This is a genomic window from Nisaea sp. (assembly GCF_039990255.1).
In the GTDB taxonomy this organism is placed as follows: Bacteria; Pseudomonadota; Alphaproteobacteria; order Thalassobaculales; family Thalassobaculaceae; genus Nisaea.
Map to the genome: position 1 here is coordinate 411438 of NZ_JBDXGG010000007.1, position 20654 is coordinate 432091.

The 20654-nt window shown below is 59.7% G+C and carries 18 protein-coding genes; 4 read left to right on the forward strand and 14 right to left on the reverse strand.

All coding sequences use genetic code 11. The features are described 5' to 3' along the window. Nucleotides 1-142: 142 nt before the first annotated feature. The 7 genes from ABJ076_RS06635 to ABJ076_RS06665 form a co-directional block, all read right to left on the reverse strand. The gene (locus ABJ076_RS06635) at nt 143-1540 is read right to left on the reverse strand and encodes an NAD(P)(+) transhydrogenase (Re/Si-specific) subunit beta (protein WP_348202633.1); all 1398 of its coding nucleotides are present in this window, start codon (nt 1538-1540) and stop codon (nt 143-145) included. Nucleotides 1541-1556: 16 nt separating this feature from the next. Further along, nucleotides 1557-1973, reverse strand: coding sequence for an NAD(P) transhydrogenase subunit alpha (locus ABJ076_RS06640; RefSeq protein WP_348194394.1), 417 nt, complete (start codon nt 1971-1973; stop codon nt 1557-1559). 2 nt (nt 1974-1975) lie between these two features. Then, nucleotides 1976-3328, reverse strand: a complete 1353-nt coding sequence (locus tag ABJ076_RS06645) for a Re/Si-specific NAD(P)(+) transhydrogenase subunit alpha (RefSeq protein ID WP_348194395.1) — start codon at nt 3326-3328, stop codon at nt 1976-1978. Nucleotides 3329-3419: 91 nt separating this feature from the next. Further along, nucleotides 3420-4094, reverse strand: a complete 675-nt coding sequence (locus ABJ076_RS06650) for a hypothetical protein (protein WP_348194397.1) — start codon at nt 4092-4094, stop codon at nt 3420-3422. Then, on the reverse strand, nt 4091-4534 hold the full coding sequence (dtd, locus tag ABJ076_RS06655; protein ID WP_348194399.1) for a D-aminoacyl-tRNA deacylase: 444 nt from the start codon (nt 4532-4534) through the stop codon (nt 4091-4093). Before dtd ends, ABJ076_RS06650 begins: the two co-directional genes overlap by 4 nt. Nucleotides 4535-4743: 209 nt before the next feature. After that, the gene (locus ABJ076_RS06660) at nt 4744-5538 is read right to left on the reverse strand and encodes a hypothetical protein (protein WP_348194400.1); all 795 of its coding nucleotides are present in this window, start codon (nt 5536-5538) and stop codon (nt 4744-4746) included. Between the two features lie 91 nt (nt 5539-5629). Then, nucleotides 5630-6139 (reverse strand): Lrp/AsnC family transcriptional regulator, encoded by a 510-nt coding sequence (locus ABJ076_RS06665; protein WP_348194402.1) that lies wholly within the window; start codon nt 6137-6139, stop codon nt 5630-5632. A 153-nt stretch (nt 6140-6292) separates the two neighbouring features. Between ABJ076_RS06665 and ABJ076_RS06670 the strand changes: the two genes are divergently transcribed. Then, nucleotides 6293-7273 carry a mitochondrial fission ELM1 family protein gene (locus tag ABJ076_RS06670; protein ID WP_348194403.1) on the forward strand — a complete coding sequence of 327 codons (981 nt, stop codon included), beginning with the start codon at nt 6293-6295 and terminating at the stop codon, nt 7271-7273. A gap of 18 nt (nt 7274-7291) precedes the next feature. Here ABJ076_RS06670 and ABJ076_RS06675 read toward each other — a convergent pair whose 3' ends face one another. The 7 genes from ABJ076_RS06675 to carA form a co-directional block, all read right to left on the reverse strand. After that, the gene (locus ABJ076_RS06675; protein ID WP_348194405.1) at nt 7292-7765 is read right to left on the reverse strand and encodes a GNAT family N-acetyltransferase; all 474 of its coding nucleotides are present in this window, start codon (nt 7763-7765) and stop codon (nt 7292-7294) included. Then, nucleotides 7762-8289, reverse strand: a complete 528-nt coding sequence (locus ABJ076_RS06680; protein WP_348194406.1) for a PAS domain-containing protein — start codon at nt 8287-8289, stop codon at nt 7762-7764. Before ABJ076_RS06680 ends, ABJ076_RS06675 begins: the two co-directional genes overlap by 4 nt. A 104-nt stretch (nt 8290-8393) precedes the next feature. After that, nucleotides 8394-9602, reverse strand: a complete 1209-nt coding sequence (gene metZ, locus ABJ076_RS06685) for an O-succinylhomoserine sulfhydrylase (protein ID WP_348194407.1) — start codon at nt 9600-9602, stop codon at nt 8394-8396. 288 nt (nt 9603-9890) lie between these two features. Beyond that, the gene (locus ABJ076_RS06690) at nt 9891-10523 is read right to left on the reverse strand and encodes a LysE family transporter (RefSeq protein WP_348194409.1); all 633 of its coding nucleotides are present in this window, start codon (nt 10521-10523) and stop codon (nt 9891-9893) included. Nucleotides 10524-10666: 143 nt separating this feature from the next. Then, a complete protein-coding gene (gene greA / locus ABJ076_RS06695) occupies nt 10667-11140 on the reverse strand; it encodes a transcription elongation factor GreA (protein ID WP_348194411.1) in 474 nt (157 codons plus the stop codon). Nucleotides 11141-11236: 96 nt separating this feature from the next. Then, nucleotides 11237-14494, reverse strand: a complete 3258-nt coding sequence (gene carB / locus ABJ076_RS06700) for a carbamoyl-phosphate synthase large subunit (RefSeq protein ID WP_348194413.1) — start codon at nt 14492-14494, stop codon at nt 11237-11239. 8 nt (nt 14495-14502) lie between these two features. After that, nucleotides 14503-15720 (reverse strand): glutamine-hydrolyzing carbamoyl-phosphate synthase small subunit, encoded by a 1218-nt coding sequence (gene carA, locus ABJ076_RS06705; RefSeq protein ID WP_348194415.1) that lies wholly within the window; start codon nt 15718-15720, stop codon nt 14503-14505. Between the two features lie 298 nt (nt 15721-16018). Here carA and ABJ076_RS06710 point away from each other — a divergent pair, with 298 nt between their 5' ends. The 3 genes from ABJ076_RS06710 to rpoD all read left to right on the forward strand — a co-directional run bounded on the left by ABJ076_RS06710 (nt 16019) and on the right by rpoD (nt 20603). After that, entirely contained in the window at nt 16019-16474 is a 456-nt protein-coding gene (locus tag ABJ076_RS06710; RefSeq protein WP_348194417.1) for a GatB/YqeY domain-containing protein, read from the forward strand. A gap of 110 nt (nt 16475-16584) precedes the next feature. Continuing rightward, nucleotides 16585-18438 (forward strand): DNA primase, encoded by a 1854-nt coding sequence (dnaG, locus tag ABJ076_RS06715; protein ID WP_348194419.1) that lies wholly within the window; start codon nt 16585-16587, stop codon nt 18436-18438. Nucleotides 18439-18497: 59 nt separating this feature from the next. Further along, complete coding sequence (gene rpoD / locus ABJ076_RS06720; protein ID WP_348199001.1) at nt 18498-20603, forward strand: RNA polymerase sigma factor RpoD; 2106 nt, start codon at nt 18498-18500, stop codon at nt 20601-20603. The last annotated feature ends 51 nt before the right edge of the window (nt 20604-20654 follow it).

Consider the following 20654-nt stretch of genomic DNA (forward strand, 5'->3'; position numbering starts at 1 on the left):
CAGCGGTTTGGACGCTGGATTGCGATAGTTTGGCGGAAGGTGGTAGGACCATCTAAGGCTGCCGACGGAAAATAAATTTCTGCCCGGAACAAGAAAAGGAGCGCCGAAGCGCTCCTTTTTGATTCATTCTTGCCGTTCAGCGTCAGTCGAGCGCCTGGACGATTTCCTCGCACATCTTCTTCGCGTCAGAGAACAGCATCATCGTGTTGTCCCGGAAGAACAGCTCGTTCTCGACCCCGGCATAGCCGGATGACATGCCGCGTTTGACGAACAGCACCGTCTTGGCGTTTTCCACGTCGAGGATCGGCATACCGTAGATCGGGCTGGCCGGATCGGTTTTCGCCGCCGGGTTGGTGACGTCGTTCGCGCCGATCACGAAGGCGACATCGGTCTGGGCGAAATCGCGGTTGATCTCTTCCAGTTCCAGCACGTCTTCATAGGGCACGTTTGCTTCCGCCAGCAGCACGTTCATGTGCCCCGGCATACGGCCCGCCACCGGGTGGATGGCGTAGCGCACTTTCACGCCCTTCGCCTTCAGGATGTCGCCCAACTCCCGCAAGGCATGCTGGGCCTGCGCCACCGCCATGCCGTAGCCCGGCACGATGACGACGGAGGAGGCATTCTCCATGATGAAGGCCGCATCGTCGGCGCTGCCGGACTTGACCGACTTGTCGCCGCCCGGACCGCCCATCGCCGCCGCCGCGTCGCTCTCGCCGCCGAAGCCGCCGAGGATGACGCTGAAGAAGGAGCGGTTCATGCCCTTGCACATGATGTAGCTGAGGATCGCGCCGGAGGAGCCGACAAGCGCTCCTGTGATGATCAGCAGCGAGTTGCCAAGGGTAAAGCCGATGCCGCAGGCGGCCCAGCCGGAATAGGAGTTCAGCATCGAGATCACGACCGGCATGTCGGCGCCGCCGATCGGGATGATGATCAGGATACCCAGCACCAGGGCGAGCACGAAGACGGCCCAGAAGGCGGCCGGGCTCTGGTCGATACACAGCCAGACAACCAGCGCGACCATCAGCAGGCCGAGTGCCGCGTTCAGCGGATGCTGGCCGGAGAAGGTGACCGGTGCGCCGGAGAGGATGCCCTGTAACTTGCCGAAGGCGATGATCGATCCGGTGAAGGTTACCGCGCCGATGGCGAGACCAACGGCCATTTCCACCAGCGAGCCGACGGCGATGTTACCGGGCGTGCCGATACCGTAAGCCTCGGGCCGGAAGAACGCGGCCGCTGCAACGAAACAGGCGGCGAGACCGACTAGGCTGTGAAAGGCCGCGACCAGTTGCGGCAGGGCCGTCATCTCGATCTTGCGGGCGATGAAGGCACCGACGGAGCCACCGATAACGATACCGGCGAGGATGGTGCCGTAGCTCATCACTTCAGGCATGGCGATGGTTGTCAGGATGGCAATCACCATGCCCGCAATGCCGAACATATTGCCCTGTCGGGCACTGTCCGGAGAGCTGAGTCCCTTCAGCGCCATGATGAAGCAGATGCTGGAGATCAGATAAAGGACGGCTGAGAGATTCTCGGTCATGTCTATATCCCCCGCCTCAGCGCTTTTTCTTGAACATGGACAGCATGCGCTGCGTGACGATGAAGCCGCCGAAGATGTTTACCGACGCCAGCACCACAGCACAGAAGCCCATGATCTGGGAAAAGTTCGTTTCCGCCGGACCGGCGGCGATCAGGGCGCCGACGATGATCACGGAGGAGATTGCGTTGGTCACGCCCATCAGCGGCGAATGCAGCGCCGGTGTGACCCGCCAGACGACGTAGTAGCCGACGAAGCAGGCCAGGATGAAGACCGTGAAGAGCGAGATGAAGCTGTAGGGGCCGGAATGAGCGGCCTCTGTTACTTGACTTGTAACTCCGCCAGCATCCGTTGCGAACTGAGCCATCTCGCCCGCCAGGCTCGCGGCCTGTTCGGCGAGGGCTTTCGCTTTTTGTTCAATCTGTGTGGCATCCATGATCAGGCATCCCCCTCTTTATCTGAACCGGCCGCCGGCGCTGCCACTGACTTTGCCGTCGTGGCCTTCGGCTTGGCGGGTGCCTTGGCGGTTTTTGCTGCTGGTTTGGAGGTTGTTTTCGACGCAGCTGGCTTGCGGGCCGCGCGCGGTTTTGCAGTGGGTTTCGCCGCCGGTTTCGCCGGGGATTTTTCCGCCGCGACCGCCTGAACGGCCGGGTGCACGACCTTGCCGTCCTGAGTGATCAGCGAGCCTTTCACGATCTCGTCCTCGAGATTGATCTTCAGGCTTTTTGCTTCTGTGTCATAGAGCGGCGTCAGGAAATTCAGGACGTTCTTGGCGTAGAGCGCGCTGGCATCGACAGCGATCCGGCTTGGCACATTGGCATGGCCAACAATAGCGACGCCGTGCTTGCGCACCACTTTGCCGTATTCGGAGAGCGGACAGTTGCCGCCTTGCTCTACGGCGAGATCAACGATCACCGAACCCGGTTTCATCGTTTTCACCATATCTTCAGTGATGAGTACCGGTGCCGGGCGCCCCGGAATCAGCGCTGTGCAGATGACGATATCCTGTTTCTTCAGGGTCTCCGCGATCAGATCGGCCTGCTTTTTCTTGTAAGCGTCGCTCATTTCCTTGGCGTAACCGCCAGCGGTTTCCGCTTCCTTGAACTCTTCGTCCTCGACCGCGACGAAGGTGCCGCCGAGGCTTTCGACCTGTTCCTTGGAGGCGGGGCGCACATCGGTTGCCGAAACAACGGCGCCAAGGCGCTTGGCCGTGGCGATGGCCTGAAGGCCGGCAACACCGGCGCCCATTACGAGAACCCGTGCCGGCGGAACGGTGCCTGCGGCCGTCATCATCATCGGGAAGGCGCGGCCGAATTCGTTGCACGCATCCAGCACGGATTTGTAGCCGGCGAGGTTGGCCTGGCTGGAGAGGACGTCCATGCTTTGCGCCCGGGTGATCCGGGGCACCATTTCCAGCGCAAATGTGGTGATCTTCTTTGCCGCGAGCGCATCGATCAGCGCCCGTTCCTTATAAGGCTCCATCAGCGAGATCAGGGTCGCGCCGCTTTTCATCAGGGCGATTTCGTCCGCTTCGCCTGTAACCTCGGCGCCGGTGCCGATGGGTTTGCGGACCTTGAGCACAATATCCGCGCTGCCGAGTGCGTCTTTCGCGGTCTTGACGATCTTCGCGCCCGCAGCTTCAAGAGCCGCGTCCGTGAAGGCCGCGCTCAGACCCGCGCCGGTTTCAATGGCAACCTCGAAGCCCATGGCGACATATTTTTTGACCGTATCGGGCGATGCGGCAACGCGCGCCTCATACGGTCGTCTTTCTTTAGCGATGCCGATTTTCATTCGCGTTTCTCCCATACGTTCCGCGATCGTTTTTCGCATGCCGACGAAGGCCGAGAGTGCCGCGCTGCAGCAATCATGGCAAGGGCCGGTCTTATCGGATGGTGGATTGCCTGCGGTTTACTTCGACCGTGGTGCGATCAGCCGCCTGACGGTCCGCCAGAGCATGGAAGGCGTCCTTGCAAAGCGCATCAAGCAGGATGAGGCCCTGTGCTTGGGTCTGACGGCTCCGACATTCCAGTTTGAGGCGATCCTCGATGGTGCTCCAGGCCGTGTCGATCCATTGTGCCTCGACTGCATAATACCGATCGCGTTCTGCAATGGAGTCGAAACCGCTTCGCTGTAACCGGATGCGGACCCATGCGGGGAAATCGCCCTTCCCGGAGCTTCTTTCGCGCTTTGGATAAGGCGCGAAAGCGGGGTCGATCGCGCCCGGCACTATCATCTGCTCCGCGAGGCGTGTGCTTTTGTTGGCCAGTATGGCTTTGCGCTGGCGCAGGAAGCCGTCCCCGAAGCAGTCGATCACCGGGGCGTCTCCATATTGATGAAGTGGTACGAGACGCGGTGTTGTCACGGTGAGTGGCGGCGCTTTACCGCCGGTAACGATGCATCGATGCCCTGTCGGCATGGTATCGATCAGGGTCACTGGCGCAGCGTCCGGGCGCTGTGGGTTGGGCGGGAAGGTTCCGCTCGGCGGTGGTGGGTCGGCGCAGGCCGCTACGAGAAAAAGTGTGGCGGCAAGACCGGTCATGGCTCGTGCATTTATCATGCGCTGCTGTCCAACCAGATCGTGACTGGCCCATCATTGATCAGGGAGACCTTCATGTCTGCCCCGAACCGGCCGGTTTCGACTGTCAGGCCCGCCGATTTCAGACAGGAGCCGAAATGCTCGACAAGGGAATTCGCCAGATCCGGCGCGGCGGCACCGATGAAGCTCGGCCGGTTGCCCTTGCGGGTGTTGGCGGCCAGGGTGAATTGCGAGACGACCAGCACGCTGCCTCCGATATCGGCGACGGACTGGTTCATCTTCCCGGCGTCATCTTCAAAAATCCGGAGCTTCGCGGTTTTGCCGGCCAGTCGTTCGGCTTCGGCCTGCCCGTCGCCCTCGACGGCGCAAACCAGCGCCAGCAGACCGGCGCCGATCTCACCAACTGTGGCTCCATCTATCCTAACGGCTGCTTCACTCACTCTCTGTAACAGCACGCGCATTCCGGACGCTCTCCCATACCTGCCGCCGAAAAAAAACGGATAGGTTATCCAGCATGGGATTTTGGTGAGGTTACGCATTCTGAATCAAGGACTTTACTGACTGCGTGCCATCCTTTTGTCAGGGCTAGATGTCAGGCAGGGAAATCAAGCTCTCTATGCTTGTTTTTCCTGCCCCGTTTGGCGGCATCCGGAAGAGGCCATTCAACCGACTAGACGGCTTGCTCTACTTGTTGTGACTGAAGCAGGAAAGCGTGCATTTCGTTCAGGTTGTTCATTTGCTTATCCTGCGCGGCGACCCATTTCTCAACCGAGCTTTTGATCTCCTGTAACGCTTCCTGATATCGCGCGTCCACATCTTGATCCGGGTACCATTCGGCGGCGAATGCGCGCCGTGTTGGCATGCTCGTTTCAGTATAGTCGGTAATTTCCAGGTTGGATTGGCTCCGGGACAATTCTGCTGCGCCGCGATCGCGGATGTAGGCAATTCTCTCCTCGCTGGTCATGTTCATGGTCTTTGCTTCGTCGGCAAGTTTTGCCAGCGCTTTTCCGTCAGGGTGGGTAACGGTCAGCTGGCCGGAATTGTCGATGTATCCAAGAATCGTGTCGCCGGCCGAGAAGACGGTACGCACGCCGGACGTCAGATCGGGGTTGAGGGATTTCTCAATGGAGGCCTCGACCGTCTTAATGTCCTCAAGTCTTCCCGAGGAAAACTCAACTTGATCGAAAACCGAGGATTGCTGCTGCATCTCGAGCCAGCGGTCGAAGCTGGGGATCATGGATTCGTATTGCGCGGCACTCAGCTCCGTGCCGGTCATGCCGTCGGGCGATGTCAGGGTGTTGGGTGCCGTACCGTTTGCCTCTGCTTCCTTCATATCCTCGATGCGCGCGCGAAAAGCGCTGTACTGCGTCTCGTAATAGTTTTCGAGGTGCGGTCGCATGGAAGGGTCGGAGAACATCTCCTTGGTGAAACTCGTGGTGGCGGAAAGGGCTGCTGATGAGGTCATTGCCGCGGTCTCCCGTCTGGTTGCGCTGACCCTCAGGCAAGCAATATCCATGCCGAGATTATGGATGTGGGAGGCCGGTAACGGCTAATGCCTATTCCTCTTCGAGGTCGTCCTCGTCGTCCTCAACGTCGACTTCTACCGGCACACCAGGCAATTGCTTGCGGGTGCGGAAGGAGAGCGCGGTCTTCACGTGCGAGACGTTTGGCGCGGGGGTGAGGCGTGTGGTCAGGAATTTCTGAAACGTATCCCAGTCCTTGGCGACCACTTTCAGCAGGAAATCGGTTTCCCCGGAGAGCATGTGGCACTCGCGCACCTCCGGCCAGTCCTCGACCATTTCCTCGAAGGCGACCAGATCGTCCTCGGCCTGGCTGTTGAGACCGACGAAAGCGAAGATCGTCACTTTGTAGCCGAGCGCCTCGGGGTTCACGTCTGCATGGTAGCCGCGGATGAAACCGGCCTCTTCGAGCGCCCGCACACGCCGGAGGCATGGCGGCGCGGAAATACCGGCCCGGTTCGCAAGATCCACGTTGGTCATGCGCCCGTTGTCCTGCAGGTCGCGAAGGATGCGTCGGTCGATACGGTCAAGTTTGACACGCCGCATGGCGGATGACTCCTGGTTCGATTGATTGATCGGCAGCGGAAGGTTTCCCTTGCCGGATATTGCAGTGCAGAATAAAGCAGGTGGGATTGTTTGCGCAAGATTATTACATCTCCTTGTCATATTCGTGCGCAATAAATTGTAATGGAGCACCCTATGAGTCTGCCGGCGGAAGTGTCCGCCTGGGTCGTCAGCGACGGTACCCGGGGCATGGAGGTGCAGTCGGTTGCTTTGACGCAGGCACTCGGCATTGAGCCCGCGATGAAACGCATTCGCCCGTCCCTGCTGCTGCGCGCCTTTCCGGCATTGGGGGGCTTTCGAATGATCCCGCCCAGCGCTGGGGGGGAATCGCTGACGCCTCCCTGGCCTGATCTTGTCATCGGATGTGGCCGCCGGAATGCGGGAGCGGTGCTTTCGATGAAGGCGCGGTCCGGTGGTCACAGTTTTGCAGTGCAAATTCAGGACCCGCGAGTCGATCCGGCACATTTCGATGCCCTCATCGTGCCGGAACACGATCCGGCGCGGGGCGAGAATGTGATCGTGACCACGGCCTCCCTGAATGGCCTCGCGACCCTCGATCTGCGGGCCGAGGCGAAACGGTTCGGCCATATGATCCAGCCTTTGCCGGGGCCGCGCGTGCTTGTTGCTGTGGGCGGTGCCACGCGGCGGCAGACAGTCGATGATGCGCTGGTGGACCAGCTCATCGGCAATCTGGAGAGGCTCATCGATAACGGCTGCGGTTTGATGATCACCGCCTCCCGCCGGACGCCGGAGCGGCTGGTTCAGGCGCTCTCGGCTCTTGGAGAGAACGAGGCAGCCGCTTGTTTCTGGAATGGGGAGGGAGAGAACCCGTATCTCGGTTTCGTCGGCGCGGCTGACGCTATTGTGGTGACATCCGATTCTGTGAACATGGTCTCAGAAGCCTGTTCGTCCGGCAAAGGCGTCTACGTCGCCGATCTGTTGGTTCCCTCAGGGCGCATTGCGACTTTCCAGGAAAACCTGCGGGCTCGAAAACTGACACGGCCGTTCGACGGGCATGTCGAGCCGTTTCTCTACGAGCCGCTGAATGATGCCGCCAGTGCAGCGGCGTTGTTGCGTCCGATGCTGGAGCGCCATCTTCAAAGGCGCGGCAATTAATGGCTTGTGGGAAACAGTTCAGTTGAGCGCATAAGACGCAATTACATTGTTGTTCTCGTTTCCCGTCTCGATAAAACCAAGCCTGCGATAAAAGGCTCGGGCATCCGCATTCTCTTCCCGGATGACCGCGCGGATCGTTTGGAAATCAAGGCGTTTCAGATGCTTTAGCATTTCACGGAAGAGGGCTTTGCCGACACCTCGGCGGGACGCTTTCAGATCCACGAATGTACTGATGTCGCACTGTGTGGGGCGATCCGGGGCGGGCAGGCAATCCTGGATGCCAAGCAGGGTCTCTTTCTCGTCGTCAGCCGCCAGGTAGACAGACCGGTTTGGCAGCGTCCGGATGAAGTCCTCCTGATCCTGGACCGTCATGGTTCCCGTCATGGCGGTGAGTTTACCGTCCGCGATAATCGGGTTTATCAGGTCTGAAATCACTGCGGCGTCCGAGAAGCGCACCTGTCGCACCCGGCAGGTCGCCTTAGCTGTCGTCATGCGTCCATGTCGTTGGAGCGGGGTACGGCGATGCCCAGGAGCTGGTCGACGTTTTCACGGTCGTTTGCCAAAGGAAATAGTCCGCGCCAGATATTGATCTGGTTGATCCTGTCATGAGGAATGTCGCCGACCCAGAAAGTCGCAGTTTTCTCGTCCACGGTTTTGTTGAAGCTTTCGAGCATGAAGCGGCGGTCGCCATTATCAAAGACTTCGGAAGCAAGCCGCTGTGACGGATCACGCCCGACAAGAGCAACATTTCTCGTTCCGTTCAGCCTATAGCGGTAGTCGAGGGCGCCATTCGGTGCTCTGATCACGTCCATCAGGAATACCCAAGGGAGAACATCCCGGGGGACCATTTCTGGCCTGAAATCGGTTCGGGCAGGGAGGGCTGGTTCTGGAGCCAGCCCGCGCCAGAATTCATAGGCTACCCTGGTTAGAGAATCCTCGGGCACATCATCCAGCGTGATACGCTTGAGGAAGAGAAATGCAGACCTTTTAATCGCAAACTGACCGGGATGGGCCATAAGTGCCCCCCTGACTAAATTCATTTCATTCTGTCTTTTATCTAAATGGTAGACTAATTGCTGTTAAAGTCCATGCAATGGTTACCTAAAGGTGTGTCTGACCTTTAAATACTGCTCAGCGCTGCCCTGAAATCCTCGATCAGGTCTGTACCGTTTTCGATTCCAGCCGAGATCCGCACTAGTCCCTGACCGATGCCGAGCGCCTGACGGTCCGCCTCTTCCATCGCCCGATGGGTGGTTGTGTAGGGATGGGTGATCAGGCTCTTGGTGTCGCCGAGATTGTTGGAGATATCAACGATCTTGAGGCCATTCAGCAGCTTGAAGGCTGCGTCCTTGCCGCCTTTGACATCGAACGAGACGAGGGTGCCGAAGCCGCTCATCTGCTTCGTTGCAAGTTCATGCTGAGGGTGAGAGCTAAGGCCGGGATAGATCACCCGGGAGATGGCAGCGTGGTTTTCCAGAAACGCGGCGATGGCCAGTGCGTTCTCGGACTGGCGGCGGACCCGGAGATCGAGAGTCTCAAGGCCTTTCAACAGGACCCAGGCATTGAACGGGCTGAGGCAGCCGCCGGTATGGCGCATGAAGGGCTCGAGATAATCCTTACGGAACTCTTTCGAGCAGAGCACGGCCCCGCCGAGCGTGCGACCCTGGCCGTCGATATGTTTGGTGCCTGAATAGACCGAGATATCGGCGCCGAGCCGGATCGGCTGCTGCAGGATCGGTGTTGAGAAGACGTTATCGACGACAACCCGCGCACCGGCTTGCTTAGCGATGGCGACGACGGCTGGAATGTCGATGATTTCCAGTGTCGGGTTGGATGGGGTTTCGAAGAAAAACACCTTGGTATTCGGCTTGACTGCGTTCCGCCATTGCGCGATGTCGGTACCGTCGACCAGCGTGGCTTCGATGCCGAATTTCGGGAAAATCTTTGTCAGGATGTGATGGCAGGAGCCGAACAAGGCGCGCGCTGCGACTACGTGATCGCCGCTCTGAAGCTGCGAGATCATTGCTGCCCAGACCGCAGCCATTCCGCTGGCCGTGGCGAAACAGGTCTCGGCGTCTTCCAGCAAGGCCATGCGGTCCTCGAACATCTGGACCGTCGGGTTACCGTAGCGGGAATAGACGAAGCCTTCTTCCTCGCCGTTGAAGCGGGCTTCGGCCGATTCCGGGCTGTCATAGACATAGCCGGAGCTTAGGAACAACGCTTCGGAAGTCTCGCCGAACTCCGATCGGTTGGTGCCGCCTCGTACCAGACGGGTTTCAAGGTTCCAATCGGCGGCTTCGATGAAGGCTGGGTTGATCTTGTCGGACATGGCTATCTGCTCCTTGGTCTCCGTTCGGGCCCACGGGAGCATTCCCCGTGGCGCTTTAGCACTTGGTGACGCGGATGCAAGCTGCCCTCAAATCCCGCGGGTCCAATCGGCTGGACCAAGCCTGAAACAAAAAAATCCGTCGCGGCGGCGCCGGACGGATCGAAATCCCTCTTTAGCCGCATTTATTAAGCGCCCGCAATCTGAGTCTCAAATCGGCGCTGGTCATTGAAATAGACGAGGGCGGCGGGGCCTGTCAAGTGCGCTGCTGCCCCCCGTGGCTTCAGGACGTCAGGTCCGGCTGGTGATCAGTTTGTAGCTGGCAAAGCAGAAAAAGCAGCCGAGACCGCCGTCGATCCAGCGTCGTGCCTTGCCGTAGGCAGCGACCATCGGCGTCGTGGAAAAGGCAAGGGCGTAGCCGAGATGGCCGAACATCGAGATGGCCGTGGTGCCGGTTACGACTGCTGCACCGACCCAGAAGGGTGTGTTCGCTCCCATGGCCAGAGACATGACGGCAATCCAGGTCAGTGCTGCCTTCGGGTTGGTCATTTGTATCAACAGACCGCGCCGGAAGTACCCGAAAGCTGACCTTTGACCGGTTACGCCCCGGACGGTGATGGGAACTGCGGAGAGGGCCGATCGGAAGGACTTGATGCCAAGCCAGAGCAGGTAGAGGGACCCGGCGATCTTGATGCCGGTCATCAGCGAGGCATAGAGCGCGATGAGGGACGTCAACCCGAACAGAGTCATCATTCCCCAGAGGAGCGAGCCGCTGCCAATCCCGAGAGCGAGGGCCATGCCGGCTTTGCGGTCCGTGGACATTGAGGTGCCGATCACCGCAAGGATATTCGGTCCAGGGCTCAACATACCAAGGCCAAAGGCACCAAAGGCAAGCAGGATACCGGTGAGGTAAATTTCGGTCATTTTGTTGCTCCGCAAATACACTTCATTTTTCATCTTAGTGTGTTTGCGATTGTCCACAACGAAGACTGGCAAATAGGTTTGGCAAAAAGAACAGGGAGCCCGCTTCGGGCTCCCTGTTCATGCGTTCCAGTACCGTGCCGGAATTACATCACGGAGATGCTGAGAATCTCGTAGCTTTTCGATCCACGCGGAGTCGTCACCTCGGCGCTGTCCCCGACCTTCTTGCCGATCAGCGCGCGGGCGATAGGGGAGGATGTCGAGATAAAGCCCTTCGAAATGTCGGTCTCGTATGGGCCGACAATGGTGAAGGTTTGCTCTTCGTCCGTATCTTCATCCGCAACCTTGATAATGGTCCCGAAGGTTACCGTTTCGCCGCCGAGTTTGGCTGTGTCGATGACGTCGGCTCGGCTGGTCGCGTCCTCAAGTTCTAGGATGCGACCTTCGATGAAGCTCTGGCGCTCGCGCGCGGAATGATATTCGGCGTTCTCCGAAAGATCGCCATGTTCGCGCGCTTCTGAAATGGCCTTGATGATCTCATAGCGCTCCACAGTTTTAAGCTGCTTCAACTCGGTTTTGAGACGATCAAAACCCTGCGCCGTCATCGGGACTTTTTCCATTAAACCGACCTCGGTTTCTCACTCAATTAGCTCAACAAAGGTAACCTGCTCTCCCGAGCAAGAGTCACCGGTGGCGCCGGATCCTATCGCCGGCCGTCAAAACGATCCGGATAGATAGGATTGCAACGGTGCGACTTCAAGGCGACCTGCCCGCATCGCTTTCATTGCCTGAACAGCGGCCCGGGCACCTTCGACCGTCGTATAATAAGGAATATTGTGGGTCAGTGCGGTCTGACGCAAGCTGAAACTGTCCGAGATCGCCTGGGCCCCGCCGGTGGTGTTGAACACCAGATCGACGTGTCCGGACAACATGTTGTCGACGATATGCGGTCGGCCCTCGAGCACTTTCTTGGTCCGGTCGACACGCAAGCCAGCCTCTTTCAGGGTATTCGCCGTGCCTTCGGTCGCCAGCAGCTGATAGCCCATTTCCGCAAGATCGGCAGACAGTTTGACGATCTCCGCCTTGTCTTCGTCGCGCACGGATACGAACACCGTACCGGACGCTGGCAGATGTGTGCTCGCGGCCATCTGGCTTTTCGCGAAAGCGCGGCCGAAATCCTTGTCGATGCCCATGACTTCGCCGGTCGATTTCATTTCCGGGCCGAGAATGACATCGACGCCGGGGAACCGGTTGAACGGGAAGACGGCTTCCTTCACCGCGACATGATCCGGCATCTTTGTCGGCAGCGGGAAGTCGGCCAATTTCTCGCCGGCCATGATGCGGCTGGCGATCTTGGCAATCGGCACACCGGTCGCCTTGGCGACGAAGGGCACGGTCCGGCTGGCGCGCGGGTTCACCTCGAGGATGAAGACCGCACCGTCCTTGACAGCGAACTGGGTGTTCATCAGACCGACCACCTTCAGGCCTTCGGCCAACAGGGTCGCCTGACGCCGGATCTCCTGGATCACGGTTTCCGGCAGGCTTTGCGGCGGCAGGGAGCAGGCGCTGTCACCTGAATGAATACCGGCTTCCTCGATATGCTCCATGATGCCGGCGATATAGACTTGGCTGCCGTCGGAGAGGCAATCCACGTCGACCTCGACGGCGCTGCGCAGAAAACTGTCAACCAGCACCGGGTTTTTGCCCGATACGATGACGGCCTTTTCCATATAACGGCGGAGCTGCGACGGCTCATGCACGATTTCCATGCCCCGGCCGCCCAACACGTAGGACGGGCGGATGACAACCGGGTAGCCGACCTCGCGGGCAATGGCCTCTGCCTGTTCGACGGTAAAGGCAGTGCCGTTCGCCGGTTGGCGCAGACCGAGATCGTTCAGCAGCGCCTGGAAGCGCTTGCGATCCTCGGCGAGATCGATAGCGTCCGGCGATGTGCCAAGGATCGGAATGCCGGCATCTTCGAGAGCCTGCGAGAGCTTCAGAGGGGTTTGCCCGCCGAGCTGCACGATGACGCCCTTCACGGTGCCGTTGGACTGTTCCTTGCGGACCAACTCAATCACGTCCTCGGCGGTCAGCGGCTCGAAATAGAGCCGGTCGGAGGTGTCATAGTCGGTCGAGACGGTTTCCGGGTTGCAGTTGACCATGATGGTCTCGTACCCGGCCTCGGACAGCGCATAGGCGGCATGGACGCAGCAATAGTCGAATTCGATACCCTGGCCGATCCGGTTCGGGCCGCCGCCGAGAATGACGATCTTCTCGGCATCGGTGGGATCGGACTCGCATTCCGGCGGCTCGAAGCCGTTGCTCTCATAGCAGGAATACATGTAGGGCGTTGGTGAGGGGAACTCGCCCGCGCAGGTGTCAATACGCTTGTAGACCGGACGAATATCCAGCGCGTGCCGGGCCGCCGTCACGTCGGCCTCTTCCGTGCCTGTCAGCTCGCCGAGCCGGGCGTCGGAGAAGCCCATTTGCTTCAGCCGGGCGAAATCCTTCGCATGGGTCGGTAGCCCGGCTTCGCGGACTTCCGCTTCGACAGCCACGATCTCCTCTATATGGCGGAGGAACCAGGGATCGAAGTGACTGGCATTCTGGATTTCCTGCAGCGAGAGACCTGCCCGGAAGGCCTGGGCCACGCGCAGCAACCGGTCCGGCGTTTGCTCGCTGAGCGCCGCCAGTACCCGCTGTTGATCGACGCCGTCGCTGCCGACGCCCGGCATATTGACTTCGTTGAGGCCGGTCAGGCCGGTTTCCATGGAGCGCAGGGCCTTTTGCAAGCTCTCCGGGAAGCTCCGGCCGATGGACATTGCCTCGCCGACGGATTTCATTGCCGTGCTCAGCAGCGGCACTGCGTTCGGGAATTTCTCGAAGGTGAAGCGCGGGATCTTGGTGACCACATAGTCGATGGTCGGCTCGAAGCTTGCCGGGGTCGCGCCGCCGGTGATGTCGTTGCTGAGCTCGTCCAGCAGGTAGCCGACTGCCAGCTTGGCCGCGATCTTTGCAATCGGGAAGCCGGTGGCCTTGGAGGCGAGGGCGGAGGAGCGGGAAACGCGGGGGTTCATCTCGATGACGATGAGCCGGCCATTCTCCGGATTGACGGCGAACTGGACGTTGGAGCCGCCGGTCTCGACACCGATCTCGCGCAACACCGCGAGGGAGGCGTCACGCATCCGCTGGTATTCCTTGTCGGTCAGCGTCAGGGCCGGGGCGACAGTGATGCTGTCGCCGGTATGGACACCCATCGGATCGACGTTTTCGATAGAGCAGATGATGATGCAGTTGTCCGCCTTGTCGCGGACAACTTCCATCTCGTATTCCTTCCAGCCGAGCACGCTTTCCTCGACCAGCACGGAGCTGACCGGAGAGGCGCGCAGGCCGTTGCGGATGATCTGCTCGTATTCCTCGACATTGTAGGCAACACCGCCGCCTTCGCCACCAAGGGTGAAGGACGGGCGCATGATGGCTGGCAGGCCGACATGGTTTAGCGCATCCATCGCTTCTTCGACCGAATGCACGAGGCTGGAGCGTGGTGAATCAAGACCGATCTTGTCCATCGCATCACGGAACAGCAGCCGGTCTTCCGCCTTCTCGATGGCTTCCAGCTTGGCGCCGATCAGCTCGACACCGTATTTGTCCAGCGTGCCGTCCTTGGAGAGCGCAATGGCTGTATTCAGAGCTGTCTGGCCGCCCATCGTCGGCAGCAGCGCGTCCGGCTTTTCCTTCTCGATCACACGGGCAACCATCTCGGGCGTGATCGGCTCGATATAGGTCGCGTCGGCGAGCCCCGGATCGGTCATGATTGTGGCCGGGTTCGAGTTTACCAGGATGACCCGGTAGCCTTCTTCCTTCAGGGCCTTGCAGGCCTGTGCGCCGGAATAGTCGAACTCGCAGGCCTGACCGATGATGATCGGGCCGGCCCCGATGATCATAATGGACTGGATGTCTGTACGTTTGGGCATGGCGCCGCTCAGCTTTCCTTGTCGATCAGATCGACAAACCGTTGGAAGAGGTAATGGCTGTCCTTCGGCCCGGGGGAGGCTTCGGGGTGGTATTGGACGGAGAAGACCGGGCGTCCCGTCAGGCGGATGCCCTCGATCGAGCCGTCAAACAGTGAGCGGTGGGTGATCTCCACACCGTCCGGCAGGCTGCCTTCGCTGATGACGAAACCGTGGTTCTGCGAGGTGATTTCTACCTTGCCGGTGGTCAGGTCCTTCACCGGATGGTTAGCGCCGCGGTGGCCCTGGTGCATCTTTTCGGTCTTCGCACCGAGGGACAGAGCCAGCATCTGATGGCCGAGGCAGATGCCGAAGACCGGCTTGCCGCTCTCGATCAGCTTGCTGATTTCCGCAACGGCATATTCGCCGGTCGCCGCCGGGTCGCCCGGCCCGTTTGCCAGGAAGATGCCGTCCGGCTCATGTGCCAGAATGTCATCGGCCTTTGCGTCTGCCGGAACCACGGTGACCTTGCAGCCGAGGCTGGAGAGGTTACGCAGAATGTTCCGCTTGGCGCCGAAGTCCATTGCCACGACATGGCGCTTGATCTCGGGCTCTGCTTCGAAACTGTCGTCGCCGTTGACCCCTTTGCGCGCGAATTCCCAGGTGCCTTCGCGCCACTGATAAGTCTGCCGGCAGGAAACCTGGATCGCCAGGTCCATGCCTTCCAGACCCGGCCATGCGCGGGTCTTCTCCCAGAGAGCATCAAGATCGAACACACCGTCCGGAGCATGGACGAGGCAGCCGGTCGGGGCGCCGCCATCGCGGATGCGCCGGGTCAGGCGCCGCGTATCGATGCCGCTGATGCCCGGCAGGTCGAAACTTTTCAGCCAGTCATCGAAATGCCGTTCGGCGCGATAGTTCGATGGCTCGGTCATGTCGGCGCGCAATACCAGGCCGAGGGCGGCCGGTGTGGTGGTCTCGACGTCCATTGAGTTGGCGCCGACATTGCCGATATGCGGAAAGGTGAAGGTGATGATCTGACCCGCATAGGATGGATCAGTCATAATCTCCTGGTAACCGGTCAGCGAGGTGTTGAAGCAAACTTCGCCGACGCGGATTGTCGCGGCGCCCAATCCTCGGCCCCAGAACAGAGTGCCATCTGCAAGCATGAGAACGGCGGTTGCGCCATCCGGCTTGGTGACGGAGGCGAAGTCGGGTTTAGCGTTATCGGCGGTCGCAGGCTGCGCCATTGCGAATATCCCTCGTGAATCGCTGCGGTTCCGGCATACGTGAACCGCGGAGGATCTCATGGGATTTCCGCTTACTCGACATTTTAATGTCAATTCAGGCCAGGCCGGGCGCTTCGGTGGCGCTTTGATAAAGAAAGCTGAGCCGCAGGTCAAGAGCCTTGTTTTACGTATAATTCAATAAATTCAATAAGTTAAGAAATGTGTCTTGCGTTTTGCGCCGCGATGTCGATGGTGTAGGCGAATTCGCGAGCGGGTCTTTTCAGAAACTCGCCGTGAAAAGGCTAGGGGTATTAGCAAAATGTTGCGCGCCGCATTCAGTGACGCCTTGAAAGAGGCTTTGAAATCCAAGGATCAGTGTGCAGTCAGCACCATCCGGTTGATTCTGGCTGCCCTGAAAGATCGCGATATCGCCGGCCGGACGAACGGTAAGTCGGACGGCATTGGCGAAGATGAAATCCTGTCCATGCTGCAGACCATGCTGAAGCAGCGGACCGAATCCATCCGGATGTATGAAGAAGGCGGCCGCCTGGAGCTCGCAGAGCAGGAAAAGGCCGAGATGGAAGTCATCCGCCGTTTCATGCCGCAGCAGCTGAGTGACTCGGAGATGACTGAGGCCGTCGAATCCGTTGTGCGGGAAATCGGCGCGAAAGAGCTCAAGGATATGGGGCGCGCCATGGCTGCCCTGAAAGAGCAATATGCCGGCCGCATGGATTTCTCCAAGGCCAGTGGTCTTGTCCGTCAGATGCTCGCCTGACCTGACAATTTTCCGAGAAATCTTGGTCCGGGAATTTTTTTGACCGGAATGCCTCCGAGGTTCACTATTCTTCGCCCCCTCTGCGAGGGCAGAACAATGTGCTGTGTGCGATGAGCTTTCCGCCGCAATTCCTTGATGAATTGAGAACCCGACTGCCGGTCTCCGAAGTCGTCGGTAGGCGTGTGACTCTGCAGCGGCGCGGGCGGGAATTCATCGGTCTCTGCCCTTTTCATACCGACAGCAAGCCGTCGATGAATGTCGTCGACGACAAGAATTTCTATCACTGCTTCGCCTGCGGGGCGCATGGCGATATCATCAAGTTCGTCATGGAAAACGAAGGCATGGCCTTCCCCGAGGCGGTCGAGAAGCTGGCGGAAATGGCCGGCCTCGAGGTGCCCAAGGAAACCCCTGCCGAGCGGGAAAGGTCGAAGCAGCGTAACACTCTGCACGACGTCCTTGAGCATGCCTGCAACTGGTTTGAGCAGAAGCTCGCCGGACCGGGCGGTGCGGAAGCACTCGACTATCTGCAAGGGCGCGGCTTGTCGGCCAAGACCATCGGACATTTCCGCCTCGGCTGGGCCCCGGACAGCCGCACGGCGATGACCCAGTCGATGAAGGCTGAGGGCATTGACGAGGCCCTGCTGATCGAAGCCGGATTGCTGCGCAAGCCGGAAGGCGGCGGCGATGCCTATGATTATTTCCGTGGCCGGGTGATGTTTCCGATCACCGATCGGCGCGGCCGGGTCATCGCCTTCGGTGGCCGCATCCTGGGGGACGGGCAGCCGAAGTATCTGAACTCGCCTGACACACCGGTCTTCCACAAGGGGCGCGTACTCTATGGTCTCGCGCAGGCGCGCGAGGCGGCCCGTAAATCGGAAGAGATCATTGTTGCCGAAGGGTATATGGACGTGATCGCGCTGTCGCAGGGCGGCTTCCCGCAAGCCGTCGCGCCGCTTGGCACGGCTTTGACCGAGGACCAGATCGCCGAGCTGTGGAAGCTGGCGAGTGAGCCGGTCGTCTGTTTCGATGGAGATACCGCCGGCATGCGTGCCGCTGCCCGTGCTGCCGACCGGGCGCTGCCGATGCTGAAGCCGGGTCATTCGCTGCGCTTCGTCACCTTGCCGCAGGGGCAGGACCCGGATGACCTGATCAGCCGGCACGGCGCCAAGGCGATGCGCGATGTGCTGGACGCGGCCGTGCCGCTGTCCGACTTCATTTGGCGTCAGGAGCTGACGGCACAGCCGGTGACAACACCGGAACGGATTGCCGATTTTCAGACCCGGATGCGAGCTCGTATCAAGGAAATCGGTGAGCGTACGGTCCAGGAAAGCTACGCGGATATGGTCGAGAACCGGATTCGCGAGATGCGGCGAGCGGGTCGAGAGACCGGAACCGGTTTTAAGCGCGGCGATAAGCGCGGAAACAAACCGTCGAATCAGAACGTGACGTTCGTTCAGGGTAATCGATCGAATATACCGGCGGTGATGGCGAACCGGCAGCAGCAAATTGTGCTCGCGGCCCTGATCAATCATCCGGGTCTGATTGATGAACTTGGCGAGACTGTGGGCGCACTTTCCTTCGCCGATCCCTTCCTTGACAAGTTGCGGCAGCAGATCATAGAGATTGCGCTTGCCGATTCGGGTCTTGACACTGAGGGGTTAATCTCCCATTTGACGCGGTTGGGGTTGTCGGATGCCTGCAACGGGCTTCTTGGTGGGGAGACATTGGGCCACGCGGCTTTCGCGCGGCGCAGCGCGTCGCTTGTTCAGGCACGCGCGGGATTGACTGAATTGCTGGCTCGCATCGGAAAGCCTCAGCTTGAGGCACAGCTGGCCGATGCCGAACGGGCCGTGGCGGAAGAATTTAGCGAGGCGAGTTGGAATCGGTTGGCGTCCCTAAGATCGGCGTTGGCTTCGCTGAATTCCAGCTCCGCACTCGAAGAGACCGACATGGGTCGGTCATAAGATAACGGCGGGTCGCCCCCAGTTGGGGCGATGGCGCATTTGGAGAGGTCGACGAACGAATGGCGAAGCAATCGCTGGCGAACGAAGACGAGAACCGGGACCGCGAAGAGAATAACGCGGACGGCCCGCTGATCGACAATGTCAATCAGACTGTCAAAAACCTGATCAAAAAGGGCAAGGAGCGCGGCTACCTCACCTATGACGAGGTGAACGCGGCACTGCCCCAGGAGGAAATGTCCTCCGAACAGATCGAGGATGTGATGTCCGCTCTCAGCGAGATGGGCGTCAATGTCGTCGAGAACGAAGAACAGGAAGAGAGCGGCCCGGAGCCGAAGGCCGAAGACGAGAAGGCAGTGGCCGGCAACGTCGCAGATGACGATGTAGGCCGCACGGATGATCCGGTACGGATGTATCTGCGCGAGATGGGGAGCGTCGAGCTGCTGTCGCGCGAAGGCGAAATTGCCATCGCCAAGCGGATCGAGGCTGGCCGCGAGATGATGATCGGCGGCATCTGTGAGAGCCCGCTGACCATCAAGGCGCTGATCCAGTGGCGTGACGCGCTGAAGGAGGAGAAGGTTCTCCTGCGCGATGTCGTTGACCTTGATGCGACCTATGGCGCTACTCCTGAAGGCGCGAAGGCGAAGGAGAACGCCAACGCCAACGCTGCGGCCAACCGCGAAAATGCTGAAAACGGCGCGAGCGATGAGGACGAGCCCGAGGCCGAAATCGAGGACGACGCGGTCAAATCGGCCGATACAAAGTCGGCTGATGCCAAGTCCGAGGATGTAGAGTCCGAGGATGACGAGGCCGAGGACGGCGTCGTCAAGTCCGATGAGGAACGCGCTTCCGGCGAGCAGTCCGATGACGACGATGAAGATGAAGATGGCGAAGAGAACAATATGTCTCTTTCCGCCATGGAAGCGGCCCTGACGCCGCAAGTACTCGAAACATTCGACCAGATTGCCGATACCTACGGCAAGATGAAGAAGGTCCAGGACAAGCGCCTCCAGCGCCTTCAGAAGGGTGAGGAACTTACCGCCCAGAGCGAGCGCCGCTATGAGAAACTGCGCGAAGAACTGGTTGACCTGATGGAAGGCGTGCGGCTCAACAACGGTCGTATTGAAGCGCTTGTAGAGCAGCTCTATAGCCTCAACCGTCATCTCACCGGCATGGATATGCGCATGCTGAAGATGGCGGAAAAGGCCGGGGTCGACCGTGGTGTTTTCCTGAAAGAGCATTTCGGGAACGAGCTGGCTCCTGATTGGTCAGAGCGCGTTGGCGGCTTGTCCGGCAAGGGGTGGAGCAAGTTTGTCGAGCGCAATGAGCTTGAAATTGCCAAGTTGCGTGACGGTATGTCCGCCGTGTCCGAAGATGCCGGTCTGCCTATCGGTGAGTTCCGCCGCATCGTGCAGACGGTGCAGAAGGGCGAGCGTGAAGCGAGCCGGGCGAAGAAGGAAATGGTCGAGGCGAACCTGCGTCTCGTGATCTCCATCGCCAAGAAATACACCAACCGCGGCCTGCAGTTCCTGGATCTGATCCAGGAAGGCAATATCGGTCTGATGAAGGCCGTGGATAAGTTCGAGTATCGGCGCGGTTACAAGTTCTCGACCTACGCCACCTGGTGGATCCGGCAGGCCATCACTCGGTCTATCGCGGATCAGGCACGGACTATCCGTATCCCGGTCCACATGATCGAGACGATCAACAAGCTGGTCCGGACCTCTCGGCAGATGCTGCACGAGATCGGTCGCGAGCCGACCCCGGAAGAGCTGGCTGAGAAGCTGGTGATGCCGCTGGAGAAGGTCCGCAAGGTCCTGAAGATCGCCAAGGAGCCGATCAGCCTCGAGACGCCGATTGGTGACGAGGAAGACAGCCATCTCGGTGACTTCATTGAGGACAAGAACGCGGTGCAGCCACTTGATGCGGCGATCCAGGCCAACCTGCGTGAGACCACGACCCGTGTGCTCGCCAGCCTGACACCGCGTGAAGAGCGCGTGCTGCGCATGCGCTTTGGTATCGGCATGAACACGGACCATACGCTTGAGGAAGTGGGCCAGCAGTTCAGCGTCACGCGTGAGCGTATTCGCCAGATCGAGGCGAAGGCTCTGCGCAAGCTGAAGCATCCGAGCCGGTCGCGGAAACTCCGGAGCTTCCTGGACTACTAAACGCCGGACCGTGCCTGATAGGTTTTTGTCGGGTGGGTGATCCAAAGACTG